The sequence below is a fragment of the Sphingopyxis sp. genome (genome assembly GCF_035565275.1).
Classification (GTDB): Bacteria; Pseudomonadota; Alphaproteobacteria; order Sphingomonadales; family Sphingomonadaceae; genus Sphingopyxis.
Genome location: NZ_DATMST010000161.1, coordinates 1 through 13,586 on the forward strand (window position 1 = coordinate 1; position 13,586 = coordinate 13,586).

At 65.6% G+C, this 13,586-nt stretch carries 13 protein-coding genes and 1 tRNA gene; 10 read left to right on the plus strand and 4 right to left on the minus strand.

Going from position 1 to position 13,586, the window contains the following annotated elements:
- The 3 genes from VN047_RS11000 to VN047_RS11010 form a co-directional block, all read left to right on the plus strand.
- On the plus strand, positions 1-676 hold a 676-nt coding region (locus VN047_RS11000; protein ID WP_325542598.1), incomplete at its 5' end, for a LysR substrate-binding domain-containing protein.
- 81 nt (positions 677-757) lie between these two features.
- On the plus strand, positions 758-2,002 hold the full coding sequence (locus VN047_RS11005; RefSeq protein WP_325542600.1) for an acyl-CoA dehydrogenase family protein: 1,245 nt from the start codon (positions 758-760) through the stop codon (positions 2,000-2,002).
- A gap of 1,049 nt (positions 2,003-3,051) precedes the next feature.
- Positions 3,052-3,483 (plus strand): hypothetical protein, encoded by a 432-nt coding sequence (locus tag VN047_RS11010; protein WP_325542602.1) that lies wholly within the window; start codon positions 3,052-3,054, stop codon positions 3,481-3,483.
- A gap of 378 nt (positions 3,484-3,861) precedes the next feature.
- Here the strand turns inward: VN047_RS11010 and VN047_RS11015 are convergent.
- Positions 3,862-3,935: transfer RNA gene (locus VN047_RS11015), tRNA-Cys, on the minus strand.
- A gap of 287 nt (positions 3,936-4,222) precedes the next feature.
- Between VN047_RS11015 and VN047_RS11020 the strand changes: the two genes are divergently transcribed.
- The 3 genes from VN047_RS11020 (at position 4,223) to VN047_RS11030 (ending at position 6,902) form a co-directional block, all read left to right on the plus strand.
- Positions 4,223-4,885, plus strand: a complete 663-nt coding sequence (locus VN047_RS11020; protein WP_325542604.1) for a protein-L-isoaspartate O-methyltransferase — start codon at positions 4,223-4,225, stop codon at positions 4,883-4,885.
- A 32-nt stretch (positions 4,886-4,917) separates the two neighbouring features.
- On the plus strand, positions 4,918-6,405 hold the full coding sequence (locus VN047_RS11025) for a TolC family outer membrane protein (protein ID WP_325542606.1): 1,488 nt from the start codon (positions 4,918-4,920) through the stop codon (positions 6,403-6,405).
- A gap of 104 nt (positions 6,406-6,509) precedes the next feature.
- Positions 6,510-6,902 (plus strand): DUF2497 domain-containing protein, encoded by a 393-nt coding sequence (locus tag VN047_RS11030; protein WP_325542608.1) that lies wholly within the window; start codon positions 6,510-6,512, stop codon positions 6,900-6,902.
- A 23-nt stretch (positions 6,903-6,925) separates the two neighbouring features.
- Here the strand turns inward: VN047_RS11030 and nudC are convergent, their stop codons facing one another.
- From nudC to VN047_RS11045, 3 genes are read right to left on the minus strand one after another with little or no spacing between them, the layout of a single operon-like run.
- Positions 6,926-7,795 (minus strand): NAD(+) diphosphatase, encoded by an 870-nt coding sequence (nudC, locus tag VN047_RS11035; protein WP_325542610.1) that lies wholly within the window; start codon positions 7,793-7,795, stop codon positions 6,926-6,928.
- Positions 7,795-9,081, minus strand: a complete 1,287-nt coding sequence (locus tag VN047_RS11040) for a serine hydrolase domain-containing protein (RefSeq protein WP_325542612.1) — start codon at positions 9,079-9,081, stop codon at positions 7,795-7,797. Before VN047_RS11040 ends, nudC begins: the two co-directional genes overlap by 1 nt.
- On the minus strand, positions 9,078-10,112 hold the full coding sequence (locus VN047_RS11045) for an A/G-specific adenine glycosylase (protein ID WP_325542622.1): 1,035 nt from the start codon (positions 10,110-10,112) through the stop codon (positions 9,078-9,080). The genes VN047_RS11040 and VN047_RS11045 overlap by 4 nt, the downstream gene beginning before the upstream one ends.
- 59 nt (positions 10,113-10,171) lie before the next feature.
- On the opposite strand from VN047_RS11045, the gene VN047_RS11050 reads away from it, so the two are divergent.
- The 4 genes from VN047_RS11050 to VN047_RS11065 form a co-directional block, all read left to right on the plus strand.
- Complete coding sequence (locus VN047_RS11050; RefSeq protein WP_325542614.1) at positions 10,172-10,741, plus strand: DUF721 domain-containing protein; 570 nt, start codon at positions 10,172-10,174, stop codon at positions 10,739-10,741.
- A 12-nt stretch (positions 10,742-10,753) separates the two neighbouring features.
- On the plus strand, positions 10,754-11,485 hold the full coding sequence (locus VN047_RS11055; protein ID WP_325542616.1) for a DsbA family protein: 732 nt from the start codon (positions 10,754-10,756) through the stop codon (positions 11,483-11,485).
- Between the two features lie 37 nt (positions 11,486-11,522).
- A complete protein-coding gene (locus tag VN047_RS11060; protein ID WP_325542618.1) occupies positions 11,523-12,260 on the plus strand; it encodes a thioredoxin domain-containing protein in 738 nt (245 codons plus the stop codon).
- A gap of 137 nt (positions 12,261-12,397) precedes the next feature.
- A partial coding sequence (locus VN047_RS11065) for an AAA family ATPase (RefSeq protein WP_325542620.1) occupies positions 12,398-13,586 on the plus strand: 1,189 nt, incomplete at its 3' end.

The following is a 13,586-nucleotide window of genomic DNA, read 5'->3' on the forward strand; positions in this document are numbered from 1 at the left end:
GCTCGATGCCGCGGCCTCGTTCGACCCCGCCGAGGCGACGCGCGAATTCCGCATCGGCGTGCGCCTGTCGGGCGAGATGCCGCGCTTCTCCTCGCTCGCCCTGCGCGTGCGGGACGAAGCGCCGCATGTCAGACTGGCAAGCGTGACCTTTCGCCGCCGCGACCTCGTGATGGCGCTCGCGAACGGTGACCTCGACCTCGCGCTTGACGTCGCGCTGCCCGCCGACGACCGGCTTTGCCGCCATCACCTCGGGACCGAACCGATCGTCGTCGCGGCGCGCAAGGGGCATCCGCGCGTCGATGGTTCGATCGATCTCGATGCCTATCTTGCGCTCGATCACATCATCGCGACAGCGCGCCCCTATGGTCCGGGGGTCGAGGATATGGCGCTCGACCGCATGGGGCTGACGCGTCGCGTCGCCCTGCGGTGCCAGCATGCGATCACCGCCTGGCAGATCGTCACCGCATCCGACATGCTCTTTTCGCTGCCGCGCTCGCACGCCGAAGTGCTCAACGCGATGTGGCCGATGCAACTCGTCGACCTGCCGCTCGCCGTCGAACCCGGTGGCAGCTATCTCTATTGGCATCAGGCCGCCCAGGCCGATCCGGGGCTCGCCTGGTTGCGCGCGATCATTGTCGACGAGCTGACGAGCAGAATCTCGCCATTCGATTTATGAATAGCATTTATTCTTACCTATCATTTTTCATGATGACCGAGCACAACTAGGCTTCTGGCGAACCCCAACGGAGGATTTGCCATGTCGCCGATCGAACTCGAAGCCGAACTCAACGACCTCAGAATGTCGAAAGAGGCGCAGCCGCTCTTCGATGCGGTGAAGCGGCACATCGCCGAAAATGTCGATCCGATAACCGAGGAATTCTTCCGGCTCGGCGAAGGCCGCGCCAATCGCTGGAGCTGGGCGCCCGGCCAGCTCGAACTGCTCGAAGGTGCCAAGAACAAGGCGAAGGCCGCGGGTCTCTGGAATTTCTTCCTGCCGCATGGCGACACGGGAACGCCGCTCAGCAATCTTGACTATGCCTATATCGCCGCCGAACTCGGCAAGTCGCCGCTTGCGTCGGAATCGCTCAATTGCTCGGCGCCCGACACGGGCAACATGGAAGTGCTCGAAATGGTCGGCACGCCCGAGCAGAAGGAGCGCTGGCTGAAACCGCTCCTGAACGGCGAAATCCGCTCGGCCTATGTGATGACCGAACCCGACGTCGCATCGTCGGACGCGAGCAACCTCGAAACGAGCGCACGGCTCGAAGGCGACGAGTGGGTCATCGACGGCGAGAAATATTTCATCAGCGGCGCCGGCGATCCGCGATGCAAGATCCTGATCTGCATGGTGAAGACCAGCCCCGAAGCCGCGCGCAAGGCACAGCATTCGCAGATTCTCGTGCCGATGGACACGCCGGGGGTGCAGGTGCTGGGCCCGATGCATGTCTTTGGTGACGACCACGCGCCGCAGGGGCATATGCACATGCGCTTCGACAATGTCCGCGTTCCGAAGGACAATATGTTGCTCGGCGAGGGCCGCGGGTTCGAGATTTCACAGATGCGCCTCGGGCCGGGCCGCATCCATCATTGCATGCGCACGATCGGCAAGGCCGAACGCGCGCTCGAGCTGATGGTCAAGCGCGGCAATTCGCGCACCGCGTTCGGCCGCCAATTGTCGCAGCTCGGCAAGAATCTCGAGGTGATCGCGCGCGCGCGGATCGAGATCGAGGCGATGCGCCTGATCGTGCTCAAGGCGGCGAAGGCGATGGACCTGCTCGGCAATCGCGAAGCGCGCGTCTGGGTCAGCATGGCCAAGGCGATGGTGCCCGAACGCACCTGCCGGATCATCGACGAGGCGATCCAGATTCACGGCGCGACCGGCGTCTCGCAATGGACCCCGCTCGCCGACCTTTATGCCGACGTGCGCCACTTGCGCTTCGCCGACGGCCCCGACGAGGTGCATTATATGGTGGTCGGCCGAGACGAGCTCGGGCGGCACTGAGGAACGGACGCTCGCTGGACGCCTGCCGAGGCCGGGTATCGGCCGGCGCCCCTGCTCACGTCAAACGCGTGAGATGTCCGGCGAGCAAGAGCTGGAGCTAGCGAATTTCTTCCCGGTGCACGGTGCGCAGTTTCACGATCAGGCGCTGCGCCACATAACCCGCCGTTGCCTCGTCAGGATGACCGCCCGGCCCCTTCGCCAAGGCGCACTTTGGCCTATAACACCCATTTTTCAGGTCCTTACTTTCATCAAAGCGCCGCTCTTGTTAGCGACGAATAGTTATTATCGTCGGCGAACCGAGCCAAATGAATGGGGTGTTTTTGCGTTAAGCATTGCCGCGTCATTGTATCAAAATGTCGCGAATACCGCCTTGGCAGTGAAATTGAAGAACCCCGCCGGCCATAAAAGCCAGCGGGGTCAGTTTGGGGTGCCAGTACACGAAGGATATCCTGGAAACGCGCTAGGGCAGCTGTGGTTCCGGAACCAAATCACTCGGTCGACGTATGAACTCGGGGTCTCACATTAGCATGCAGGAGGCCGCCATCGAAACCAGACTTGTCATAGCCTACGCGCTGATCGCCCTTATATTCGGCGCAGCAATGTTTCTTATCGTCCGGTTTCGCAAGGAGCGGGCCAGGCGGCGCGACATGCGGCGCGGGAAGTATCGGGACGAACTCTGAGGCTGATTACGCAAAGGCCCCGCCAGCGGGACGAAGGCAGCGCAGCCGGTCGGTTTGGGTCGGTCGAGTTGGGTGCCTCTGTTAGATTTCCTCACCGTTTTCGGCTTCCTCCGTGCGCCCGGCGCTTCGGGAAACTGTCGGACTCATCTTTTTTTTCAAGCAGCAAGTTGCCTGAACGCATCAAGATTGGAAGCGGCGCGATCCGGGCATGAAATACTTCGTGTTTCACCGGCGCTGGCGAATAGAATTTGAGCGTGCCATCACTCAGCCTGCACACCTGACCGACTGGCTCTACAAAAATCCACTTGAGATTTGCAACTCCCGGCTGTCAGATGGTCCGGGGAACTTCTGACAGGTGGGGGATAGTTAATGACAGCGTTCGGCAATCCAAAAAAATCGGAAATCGTGCGGTCGTGGTCGCCCGCAGCTCGGCAATCAAATTTCCGCAATTTCCGTTTCTATCCGATCTTGGTTTTTGCCTTATTCTGCACGCTTGCGCCAATAGCTTTTGTAGTTGCGGTCATATCAAGGATCGCGCTCGGCTATAGCACCGGCACAGCGGGTATTCCGGGCATGCTGGTGGTTTTCACCGTCGCGGGCGCGGTTTTCTTCGTTGGTCAACGAGCGCTCCGCCTCCGAGATGGCGGCGGCCCGTTCCTGATGGCCTTCATCTTCGGTTCTGGGTTGCGGCGTCACCTTCGTGGACCGCGCGGGCAAAACCGCGATCGAGGGCAATGTCATTGGTCCGTTTTTGTTCGTGATGGCTGGGGTGTCCATTTTGGCCGGCTTCTGGCTCATTGAGCCCCGCGCCACCGAGAAGAATTGAATCATGAAAACCCCGCCGGGTGAGACGAGGTCGATGGATTGGAAATGATTTTGGGGCTAAGCCCTCCGGGCGGGCGACGATCATCGAAGCAACCGAACTGGAGAATGAAAGCGGATGCCCACTCCGGTTTCGTGCCTCGTGACGATGATGCACCCGAGCGGCCCCCGTTCGACAGCCCCTTGGGATCGAGGATAGCCGACATGCCGCGATCGCGCGGGCCGAATTGCAGAGGCTCTATGCGCAGATCGAAAAGGGCAAGAAGAACGACTAGCCACGACACGGAAGTGAACCGTTCGCCGCGTGTTTCCGACGTGAAAACTAGCCTAATCGGCTGATTTTCATAGAAAAATCGGTGGAGGCCCGAGCCGGAATCGAACCGGCGTGCGCGGATTTGCAGTCCGCTGCGTCACCACTCCGCCATCGGGCCTCATGCCGAACGCCGTATCCCTGAGGGAACGGCCGGGTGTTGGACGGCGCCGCTAGTGAGGGGCTTTCGCCCCCTTGTCAAGGATTCGCCGGAACCGCGCGGCAGAGGCCGGCCCGGGGCCGCCCCCGCGCCGCTCCAAGGCCGCGATGCGGACTTGGCGCCATCCCCGTTGCCAGCTATGCGCGGCGGCGGTGCGGCTGCGGGGCTGTATTACTATTGCAATACAGCATTGCTTCGGCTAGAGCTGCCCCGCAAAGGTTCAGGCCCCAGGGAATCGGAAAAGGCTGATGGCGACAAAGTTTAGCGAAATCACCGCGGCGGAGATGCGTTCCGCCATGATCGACAGTCAGCTGAGGACGAACGACGTCATCGACCCGGCCGTGATCGCCGCGATGAACGCGGTGTCGCGCGAGGCGCATGTGCCCCCCGCGCTTGCCAGCGTCGCCTATATGGACCGCGCGATCGCGCTGGACCACGGCCGCGCGCTCAACGCGCCGCTGGTGACCGGCCGGATGCTTGTCGCCGCGGCGATCCGTCCGGGCATGCGCGTGCTGCTTGTCGGCAGCGCCACGGGCTATACTGCCGCGCTCCTCGCGGCGCTGGGCGCCGAAGTCCATGCCGTCGAGGAGCAGGGCGAATTGATGGCCGCAGCGCGCGCCGCCGTCTCCCATGACAATATCCACTGGGTCGAAGGCCCGCTGACCGCCGGCGCGCCCGATGCCGCGCCGTTCGACCGCATCATCGTCGAGGGTGCGATCGAAACGCTGCCCGATGCACTCGCCGCCCAACTCGCCGAGGGCGGACGGCTGGTTGCGGCGCGGCGCGAGGGCGCGGTCGCGCGCCTCGTCCAGGGGATCAAGGCCGGCGGTACCATTCCGCTGCGCAGCTTCGCCGACATGGACGTCGCGCCCCTTCCCGGCTTCGCCGTGCCCGCGGGCTTCAGTTTCTAAACATCCTCCTCTTGTTTCAGGCTGAAATAACGATGCTCGATACCAACAAGAAGCAGCCTCTCCGTCGCTCGCGCTGGCTGGCCGGGTTTGCGCTCGGCGCGCTGACCCTGCCCGCCGCGGCGCAGGCTGAAACATTGCAGGACGCATTGGCCAAGGCCTATGAAAACAACCCGACGCTGACCGCGGCGCGTGCCGGACAGCGCGCGAACGATGAAAATGTCCCGATCCAGAAGTCGCAAGCGTTGCCCGATATCGGCGCACGCGTCGATTATCAGGAAAACCTCGTACTTCCCGGCAACGCCTTTTTCTCGCCCAAGCGTAACGTGAACGTCGGCGGGCAAGTGACGGTCCCCATCTATCAGGGGGGCGCGGTGCGCAACGCGATCAAGGCCGCCAAGTTTCGCGTCGAGGCCGGGCAGGCTGACCTCCGCGCGACGGAGGCGAGCATTTTTTCGCAGACCGTTGGCGCCTATATGGACGTCATCCGCGACCAGGCGATCGTCCAGCTCAACCAGAAGAACGTCTCGGTCCTCCGCACCAATTTGCAGGCGACGAGCGACCGTTTCGAAATCGGTGACCTGACGCGTACCGACGTTGCGCAGTCGGAGGCACGGCTCGCGCTCGCCGAGGGCGATCTTCGCACCGCCGAATCGAACCTGATCGCCAGCCGCGAATCCTATATCCGCCTCGTCGGCGACGCGCCGGTCGATCTGGAACAGCCGCCGACGCTGCCCAATCTGCCGGTAACGGCGGAGGAAGCCGTCGCGATCGCGCTGAACAACAATCCCGACATCGATGCGGCGAACCAGCTCGTCAGCGCCAGCCGCGCCGACATCGGCGTCGCGCGCGCGAGCCGTCTGCCCAAATTGTCGGCGACGACCAGCGGCGGCTACACCAACAATCTGAACTCGATACCGCCGGAAAACACCACGTCGGAAAATGTCACGAAGAGCGCGCAGGCCGGGCTGTCGCTGACGATCCCGATCTTTCAGGGGGGGCGCCCCTCGGCGCAAGTGCGCCAGGCGCAGTCGCGCACCAGCCAGGCGATCGAAAATTATGTCGAGGTCGAACGCGGCGTCATCGCGCAGACGCGTGGCGCCTACGCCGCGTGGCAGGCGAACGAGCGGATCATCGCCGCGACGCAGCAGGCGGTCAGCGCCAACGCCCTCTCGCTCGAGGGTGTGCGCGCCGAGAACAGCGTCGGAACGCGGTCGATCCTCGACATCCTGAATGCCGAGCAGGAATATCTGAACACGCAGGTCCAGCTCGTGTCGGCGCAGCGCAACAGCTACGTCGCCGCCTTTTCGGTGCTCGCCGCGATGGGCAAGGCCGAGGCGCGCGATCTGGGCATCGAAGGCGGCGCGCTTTACGATCCGGAGGTCAATTACCGGCGCGTGAAAGGCCAGATTTGGGACTGGGCCGACGATCCGGCGCCGCAGCAGCAGGCGAACGACACGCGCGCGGTCCCGGCGGCAAACGCGAGCGTTCCCGAGGGCCCGCCGTCGCTGCCCCGACAATAAAGCTTGGCAAAACCCGCCCCGAACCGGTAAGAAGATGGTTAATTGCCCCGATTTTGCGGGGCGGAGGGGGCTGATTGATGGGCGACATGTCGCGGGAACCGTCGATGGAAGATATCTTGTCGTCGATTCGGCGCGTGATCGCTCGCGACGAAGCGCCGGGTTCGGCGAACGATACGCACCTCACCGAAGCTGACGATATCCTCGACCTCGATGAGGAAGAAAGCGCACCCGATTCGACAGCCGCGAACGGAGAGCTTGTCTCTGAAGCGAGCGCCGATGCTGCGCGCCAGTCGCTCGAAGCGCTGACCGCAGCCGTGGCGCCGGTTGCCGCGGCAGCCGTAGCCGCGACGCCTGCTCCCGCGGGCCGGACGATGGAGGATGTCGTGCTCGACGCGCTGCGTCCGATGCTCAAGGAATGGCTCGACACCAACCTGCCGCCGCTCGTCGAGTCGATGGTAGCCAAGGAAATCAGCCGCATCACCGGTCGCCGGCTGTAATCCGGGCCGCGACGCGGCGGGAGTTACCCCACCCAGTCTTCCAGCAGGTAACGTGCGATCGCCAGCGGCGGCGGCGCCATGAACGGCGCGCCCATATCCCCCGCTAGCGCGGCGCGTACCCCGGCACGGTCGACCCACATCGCCGCCTCGATCTCGGTCGTGTCGAGCGTCAGTGCAGAATCCTGCGCCACCGCGCGGCAACCGATCATCAGCGACGAAGGGAAGGGCCACGGCTGGCTCGCGATGTAAGATACGTCGGAAACGTGAATTCCCGCCTCCTCGAACAATTCGCGGGCAACCGCCTCTTCCAGCGATTCGCCGGGCTCGACGAAGCCCGCCAGTGCCGAGAAGAAACCGGGCGGAAAACCGCCCTGCCGCCCGACGAGCACGCGCCCCTCAAATTCGGCGAGCATGATGACGACGGGGTCGACGCGCGGGAAATGCTCGGCATTGCACTGGCCGCACTTGCGCCCCCATCCGCCGCGAAACAAGGCGGTCGGCGCGCCGCACACCGCACAGAAACGATGCCGCGCATGCCAGTCGACCAGGCTGCGCGCACCGCCGTAGAGCGCCGCCTCTTCGGTCGACAGCAAGGGCAGCAACCGCATTACGGTGCGCGAACGCGCGTCGACGCGTGCGCCCTGAGCAGCTTCGCGTACGAAACGCGGTGCCCCCGCATCGTCGATGCCGAGTAGCAGCAATGCGCGATCGTCGGCGGGGTCGAGCGGCTCCCAGACGAGGCCGCCGCCGGCCCCCGGCACGAAGTCGATGCCGTCGAGCGCGAGGCAGGTCGCGCGCGGGTCGTGCACGGCCGCGGCGAAGGCCGCCTCGTTGGTGCGCATCTGGTCGGCGCGGTCGAGCCGCGCACCGGTGAAACCGAGCGGCAGCGGCATCAGGCCATCACATCCTTGAAGAAGGTCTCGCCGAACTTCGACTGGAAGGGCACGGCGTCGGACGGCATGATCTGCGTATAACCCGCCGCGCGATAGCCAAGCCGGCGGTGGACGAAACCGATCGTGCCGGCGGCGCCTGCCCAGCCGAAGATTCCCTCGCCGCCCGGCGAGTTCGCCAGCGACACGCGCCCGCCAGCGCCGAAACCCTGCCCGTCGATGAAGGTCCCCTTGCGCTCGACGCTGTCGGCGATGAGGTTCGACATTGCGAGCTGCGCGGTCTCGCGTTTCATCACGCGCACCCCGCCCGTCGTGCCTTCGCCGAGCAACATCGCGAGGAAGCGGTCGTAATCGCGCGCGCTGGAAACCAGTCCGCCGCCGCCATACGCAACCGGCGGCTGGTCGAGATAGATCGAGCTGGTCGCCGGATCGATCGGCAGCAGCGCGCCGCCCATCGGTGCATAATTGGTCGTGAACCGCGCGACGTCGCTCGCAGGCACGCGAAACCCGGTGCTCGTCATCCCGAGCGGGTCGAAGATGCGCGCCTTGAGAAAGGCGTCGAACGCCTGCCCCGAAACGACTTCGATCAATCGTCCCGCAAGGTCGAGCCCGACCGAATAGCTCCAGCGCGTTCCGGGTTCGTAGACGAGCGGGAGCGTTGCCAGCCGGTCGGCGAACGCGGCCAGGCCTGGCGCGGGTGCGGTCGTCGGAAGACCCGGAATCGGCAGGCGGCTCACCTGCCCGCCGAACAGGCCTTCGCGGTTATAGGCGTCGCGCAGCGGGCCCTTCTGGATGATGCCATAGCCGAGCCCGGCCGTGTGGGTCAGAATCTGCCGGACCGTGATCGGGCCTTTCGCGGGGCGCACGTCGGTGATCGATCCGTCGGGGGTGTTCTGCACCTTCATGTTCGCAAACGCGGGCAGGAAGTCGGCGATCGGCTGGTCGAGCGTCATCTTGCCGTCTTCGATCAGCAACATCGCGGCGATGCCGGTGACCGGCTTGGTCATCGAATAGAGACGCCACAGCGTGTCGGGCCCGACCGGCGTCGGCGAATCGTTCGACTGCACGCCCGCGCCGAAGAATACCGGTGCGTCCTGCCCCTTGCCGATCGCGGCGAGCGTGCCGGCAAGTTCGCGGCGATCGACGAAGCCTTTGATGAAAGCGCTGGTCGCCGGATACAGCGCCGCCCCGTCGATCTTCCAGGCGAGCGCGGCGCGCGGCAGCAATGCTCCCGCACTCCCCAGCGCCAATCCGCCCAGCAGCGTCCGCCGCGAAACCATCATGTTCATACCAATTTCTCCAGCATCCGGTCCGTCAATTTGCGATAGAGCGTCGGCAGCCCGGCGGCGTCAAGGTCCGAGATGGGCCACCATTCGCCTTCCGCTGCGGCACCGGGAGCTTCGGGGGAAACTTCGCGGCGCACGAGCACCAGTGTCAGATCGAAATGGGTAAAGCCGTGGTCGACGCTGACGATTGCCGATTCGGAGGGCTCCGACCCGGATCGGGGCCTATCGGTCCATTCGCCCCCCGGCAGCGCGCGCATTCCGCCAAGCATGCCCTTGTCGGGCCTCCGGACGAGCCAGACCCGCCCGCCCTGTTCGATCCAGTGCGCGACGCCGTAGCGATGCGGCTTCGCCCTTTTCGGCGGCTTGACCGGAAGGCGTTCGATATCCGTCCGCCCGCGCGCGCGGCAATCGCTCATCACCGGGCAGATCGCGCAGGCGGGGCCGCGCGGTGTGCAGATGGTCGCGCCCAGATCCATCAGCGCCTGCGCGAAATCGCCCGGCCGCCCTTCGGGCACGAGCGGCGCCAACACCGCCCGAATCTCGCGCTTCGCCATCGGAAGCGGCGTCTCGATCAGACGGTGCCGGGCGATCACGCGTTCGATATTGGCGTCCACGACCACCGCCGCGCGGCCGAAAGCGATCGCCGCGACCGATGCGGCGGTATAATCGCCGATCCCCGGCAGTTCGCGCAACGCCGTCTCGCTGTCCGGAAAACGCCCGCGATGATCGCGGACCACCGCGCGCGCGCAGGCGAGCAGGTTGCGCGCGCGGGCATAATAGCCCAGCCCGGCCCACGCCGCCATGACGTCGGCGTCGTCGGCGGCAGCGAGGTCGGCGACCGTCGGCCAGCGCGTCGTGAAGCGCATGAAATAGCCTGCCACTGCCGCCACCGTTGTCTGCTGCAGCATGACTTCGGCCAGCCAGATACGATAGGGATCGGGTACGCCGCCGCTGTTCGGCGCGATCCGCCACGGCAGCACCCGCGCCGACCGGTCGTACCAGCCGAGCAGCCGGTCCGCGAAGTCGCCAGCCATGTCGCGGTGAAGTCGGGAAGTCTGGACGCTCACCCCCCGCCTATGGCATGGCGCCGTCTATGGCGAAAGACACGGGAGCGGATGGCCCCGCCAAAAAAGCGAGGGCGAAAGGTGCGAAGTCGGCCAAGGCGCCCGCGCGCGCCTATGAGCGCCCGCGCGGCGGCGAGGCACGCGCAATTTCCGACCTCGTCCCCGAAATCGGCCGTACCGCCTTTCGCAAGTTCGGCTTTATCCAGTCGTCGGTCGTGAGCCGCTGGCGCGAGATCGTCGGCGACCGGCTCGCCGACGTCACCCAGCCCGCGATGATCCGCTTTCCCGTCGGGCAGAAAGCGGGCGGGACGCTGCACCTGACGATCAGCGGCGCGCACGCACCGATGCTGCAACATGTCGCGCCCGATATCATCGGCGCGGTCAACCGCTTTTTCGGCTATGCCGCAATCGCCGGCGTTCGCATGACACATGGCCATGTCACGCCCGCCGCACCCGTTCAGCCGCCAGCAATGCTGAAGCCCGTACCCGCCGAACTGGGGGACAGTCTGCGCGACATCGGCGACCCGGAGCTCAGGACCGTGCTCGAACGCATGGCGGCGGGCCTCGCGGCGCCGGCCAAACTCCCCCGGATCAGTTGAGGAAGAAGGTCGATGGTCGCAGCGCTTCATACCCAGCCCATCCATCGCCGCCTGGCGCTCGGCGCACTTGGCTCTGCCGCGCTGTTGCTCTTTACCGGCGCGGCGCCCGCTCAGCAGGCCACCGCGCCGCGCTGGTCGGCAACGGTCAGCGAAAGCAGCATCGGCGCCTACAGCATCGGCAATCCACAGGCGAAGGTGAAGCTGGTCGAATATTTCAGCTACACCTGCCACGTCTGCGGCGATTTCGCGAAGGCGGGTACCGCGCCGCTCAAGGCGCAATATATCGACAAGGGACTGGTGCTTTTCGAATATCGCAACCTTGTCCGCGACCCGATCGACATGACCGCGGCGCTGCTCGCGCGCTGCGGCGGCTCCAGGGCATTTGCCGGCAACCATCAGGCGATTTTCGCGGCGCAGCCCGCGCTGCTCGACAAGGTGACCAAAGCCACCGACAAGCAGAAGGCGAGCTGGTTCGAAGGCACGACAGCCGATCGCGCGCGCAAGATCGCCGCCGACACCGGCCTGACCGCGCTGATGACCGCGCGCGGCTATTCGGCGGCGCAGCAGACGGCGTGCCTGAACAACGAGGTCGCGCAGGCCGAGCTCACCGGCATGACCAACATCGGCCGCAACGCCGACCGGGTCGCCGGCACCCCCGCCTTCTTCATCAACGGCCGCAACGCCGAAGTCACCGCATGGCCAGCACTCAAATCGAAACTCGACCTCGCGCTCAAGGCCTCGTAAAAGCGCCGCATTCCCGCCTAGTGGAGAAAGAAAGACCATGACCCTGCTGCGTACCGTTCTCCTGACCTCGATGGGCGCGCTCGCGCTCGCCGCTTGCAGCGACAGCAAGACCGATCCCGCCAAGGAACAGGAAGCGATCGCCAAGGTCGCGCCGCCCGCCGGCAAGACCTGGTCGCAGGTCGTGCGCGTCGATGGCGACGGCGTCGTGATGGGCAATCCCGACGCGCCGATCAAACTAGAGGAATATGGCGCGTTCACCTGCGGCCACTGCGCGCAGTTCGCCAAGGATTCGCACGAGGAGCTGAAGCGCGACTTCGTCGACACCGGCCGCGTATCGTACAAGCTGACCCCGTTCATGCTTCACCCGGTGGACGCGATCGCCGGCGCGATCGTCAAATGCACCGGCCCCGACCGCTTCTTCCCGCTCGCCGACGCGACCTTCCTCGAGCATGAGGCGTTCATCGCGGGCGCGCAAAAGCCGCAACCGGGGATCGAAGCCGCGATGAAGCTGCCGCCCGCCGAACGCTTCAATGCGCTCGCGAAGGGCTGGGGCATCGACCAGTTCTACCAGCAGCGCGGCGTCCCCGCCGCGACGATCAATCAGTGCCTCGCCAAGGTCACAAATGTCGAGGCGGTCGAAAAGGGCACCAACGCCGGGGTCGAGAAATACCAGATCACCGGCACGCCGACCTTCATCATCAATGGTCAGGTGGCTGAAGGCGCCAACTCCTGGGGCCCCCTGCGCGACCGGCTGCGCACGATGGGCGCGCGCTGACCCATTCCTTCGGGGGGGGGTGGGCGGCGCCTACCCCCTTGCGACTCCCCCGGGCACGCGGCATGACGGCCGTCAGGGGGATATGTGACACCAAGGTTGCACCAGCTCCGATTCGTTAGACTGCACGAGGTGATTTCGTGCAGATAAAGCGGCTGCGCCTCACCGGTTTCAAATCCTTCGTCGAACCCACCGAATTGCGCATCGAACCCGGGCTGACCGGCGTCGTCGGCCCCAACGGCTGCGGCAAGTCGAACCTGCTTGAGGCGATCCGCTGGGTGATGGGCGAATCCAGCGCCAAGTCGATGCGCGGCGGCGGGATGGAGGATGTGATCTTCGCCGGCACCTCGTCGCGCCCGGCGCGCGATTTTGCGGAGGTCGCGCTTCACTGCGACACCGAGGGCGCGCTCGTCGCCGGCCTTTCGGATGCTGCCGACGGCGACGATCTGGAAGTCATTCGCCGTATCGAGCGCGGCGCAGGTTCGGCGTACCGCGCCAACGGCCGCGACGTGCGCGCCAAGGACGTTGCGCTGATCTTCGCCGACGCCGCGACCGGCGCGCACAGCCCGGCGCTCGTCAGCCAAGGCAAGATCGCCAACGTCATCGCAGCCAAGCCCACCGACCGCCGCGCGATGCTCGAGGAAGCCGCGGGCATCGCCGGGCTGCACGTCCGCCGCAAGGATGCGGAGCAAAAGCTGCGTGCGACCGAAACCAACCTTACCCGCCTCTCCGAAATCGTCGCCGACATGGAGGTGCGCGCGAACGCGCTTCGCCGGCAGGCACGGGCAGCGGAGAAATACAGGAAACTTTCCGACGATATCCGCATCGCGGAGGGGCGGCTGATCTATTCGCGGTGGCGCGATGCCGCGGCGGCCGCCGACCAGGCGCGCCGCGACGCCGACGCCGCCGAGGTGGCGGTGAAGACCGCGCAGGACGAGCTCGATACCATTTCGAAGGCGCAGACCGAAGTCGCGACGCGCGTCGCCGCCGCGCGCATGGATGCACAGGCACAGCGCGACGCGCTGGCCGAAGCGACCGCAACGCAGGTGCGATTGCAGGGGGAAGAGCGCGCCGCGATCCAGCGACTTGAAGATCTCGCGAAACAGCAGGCGCGGCTCGCCGACGACCGCAACCGCGAAGGCGAACTTGCGCGCGAAGCCCATGCCGCGCTGACCGCGCTCGATGCCGAGACAAAATCGCTCGCGAACGACATAGCCGGACACGATGCCGGCAAGGCCGCGCTCGCCGAAGCCAATCTCGCGGCGCAGGCACGCCTTCGCGACGCCGAAGTTTCGCTGGCGCAGGCGCGCGCAAAGGCCGCGAGCGAAG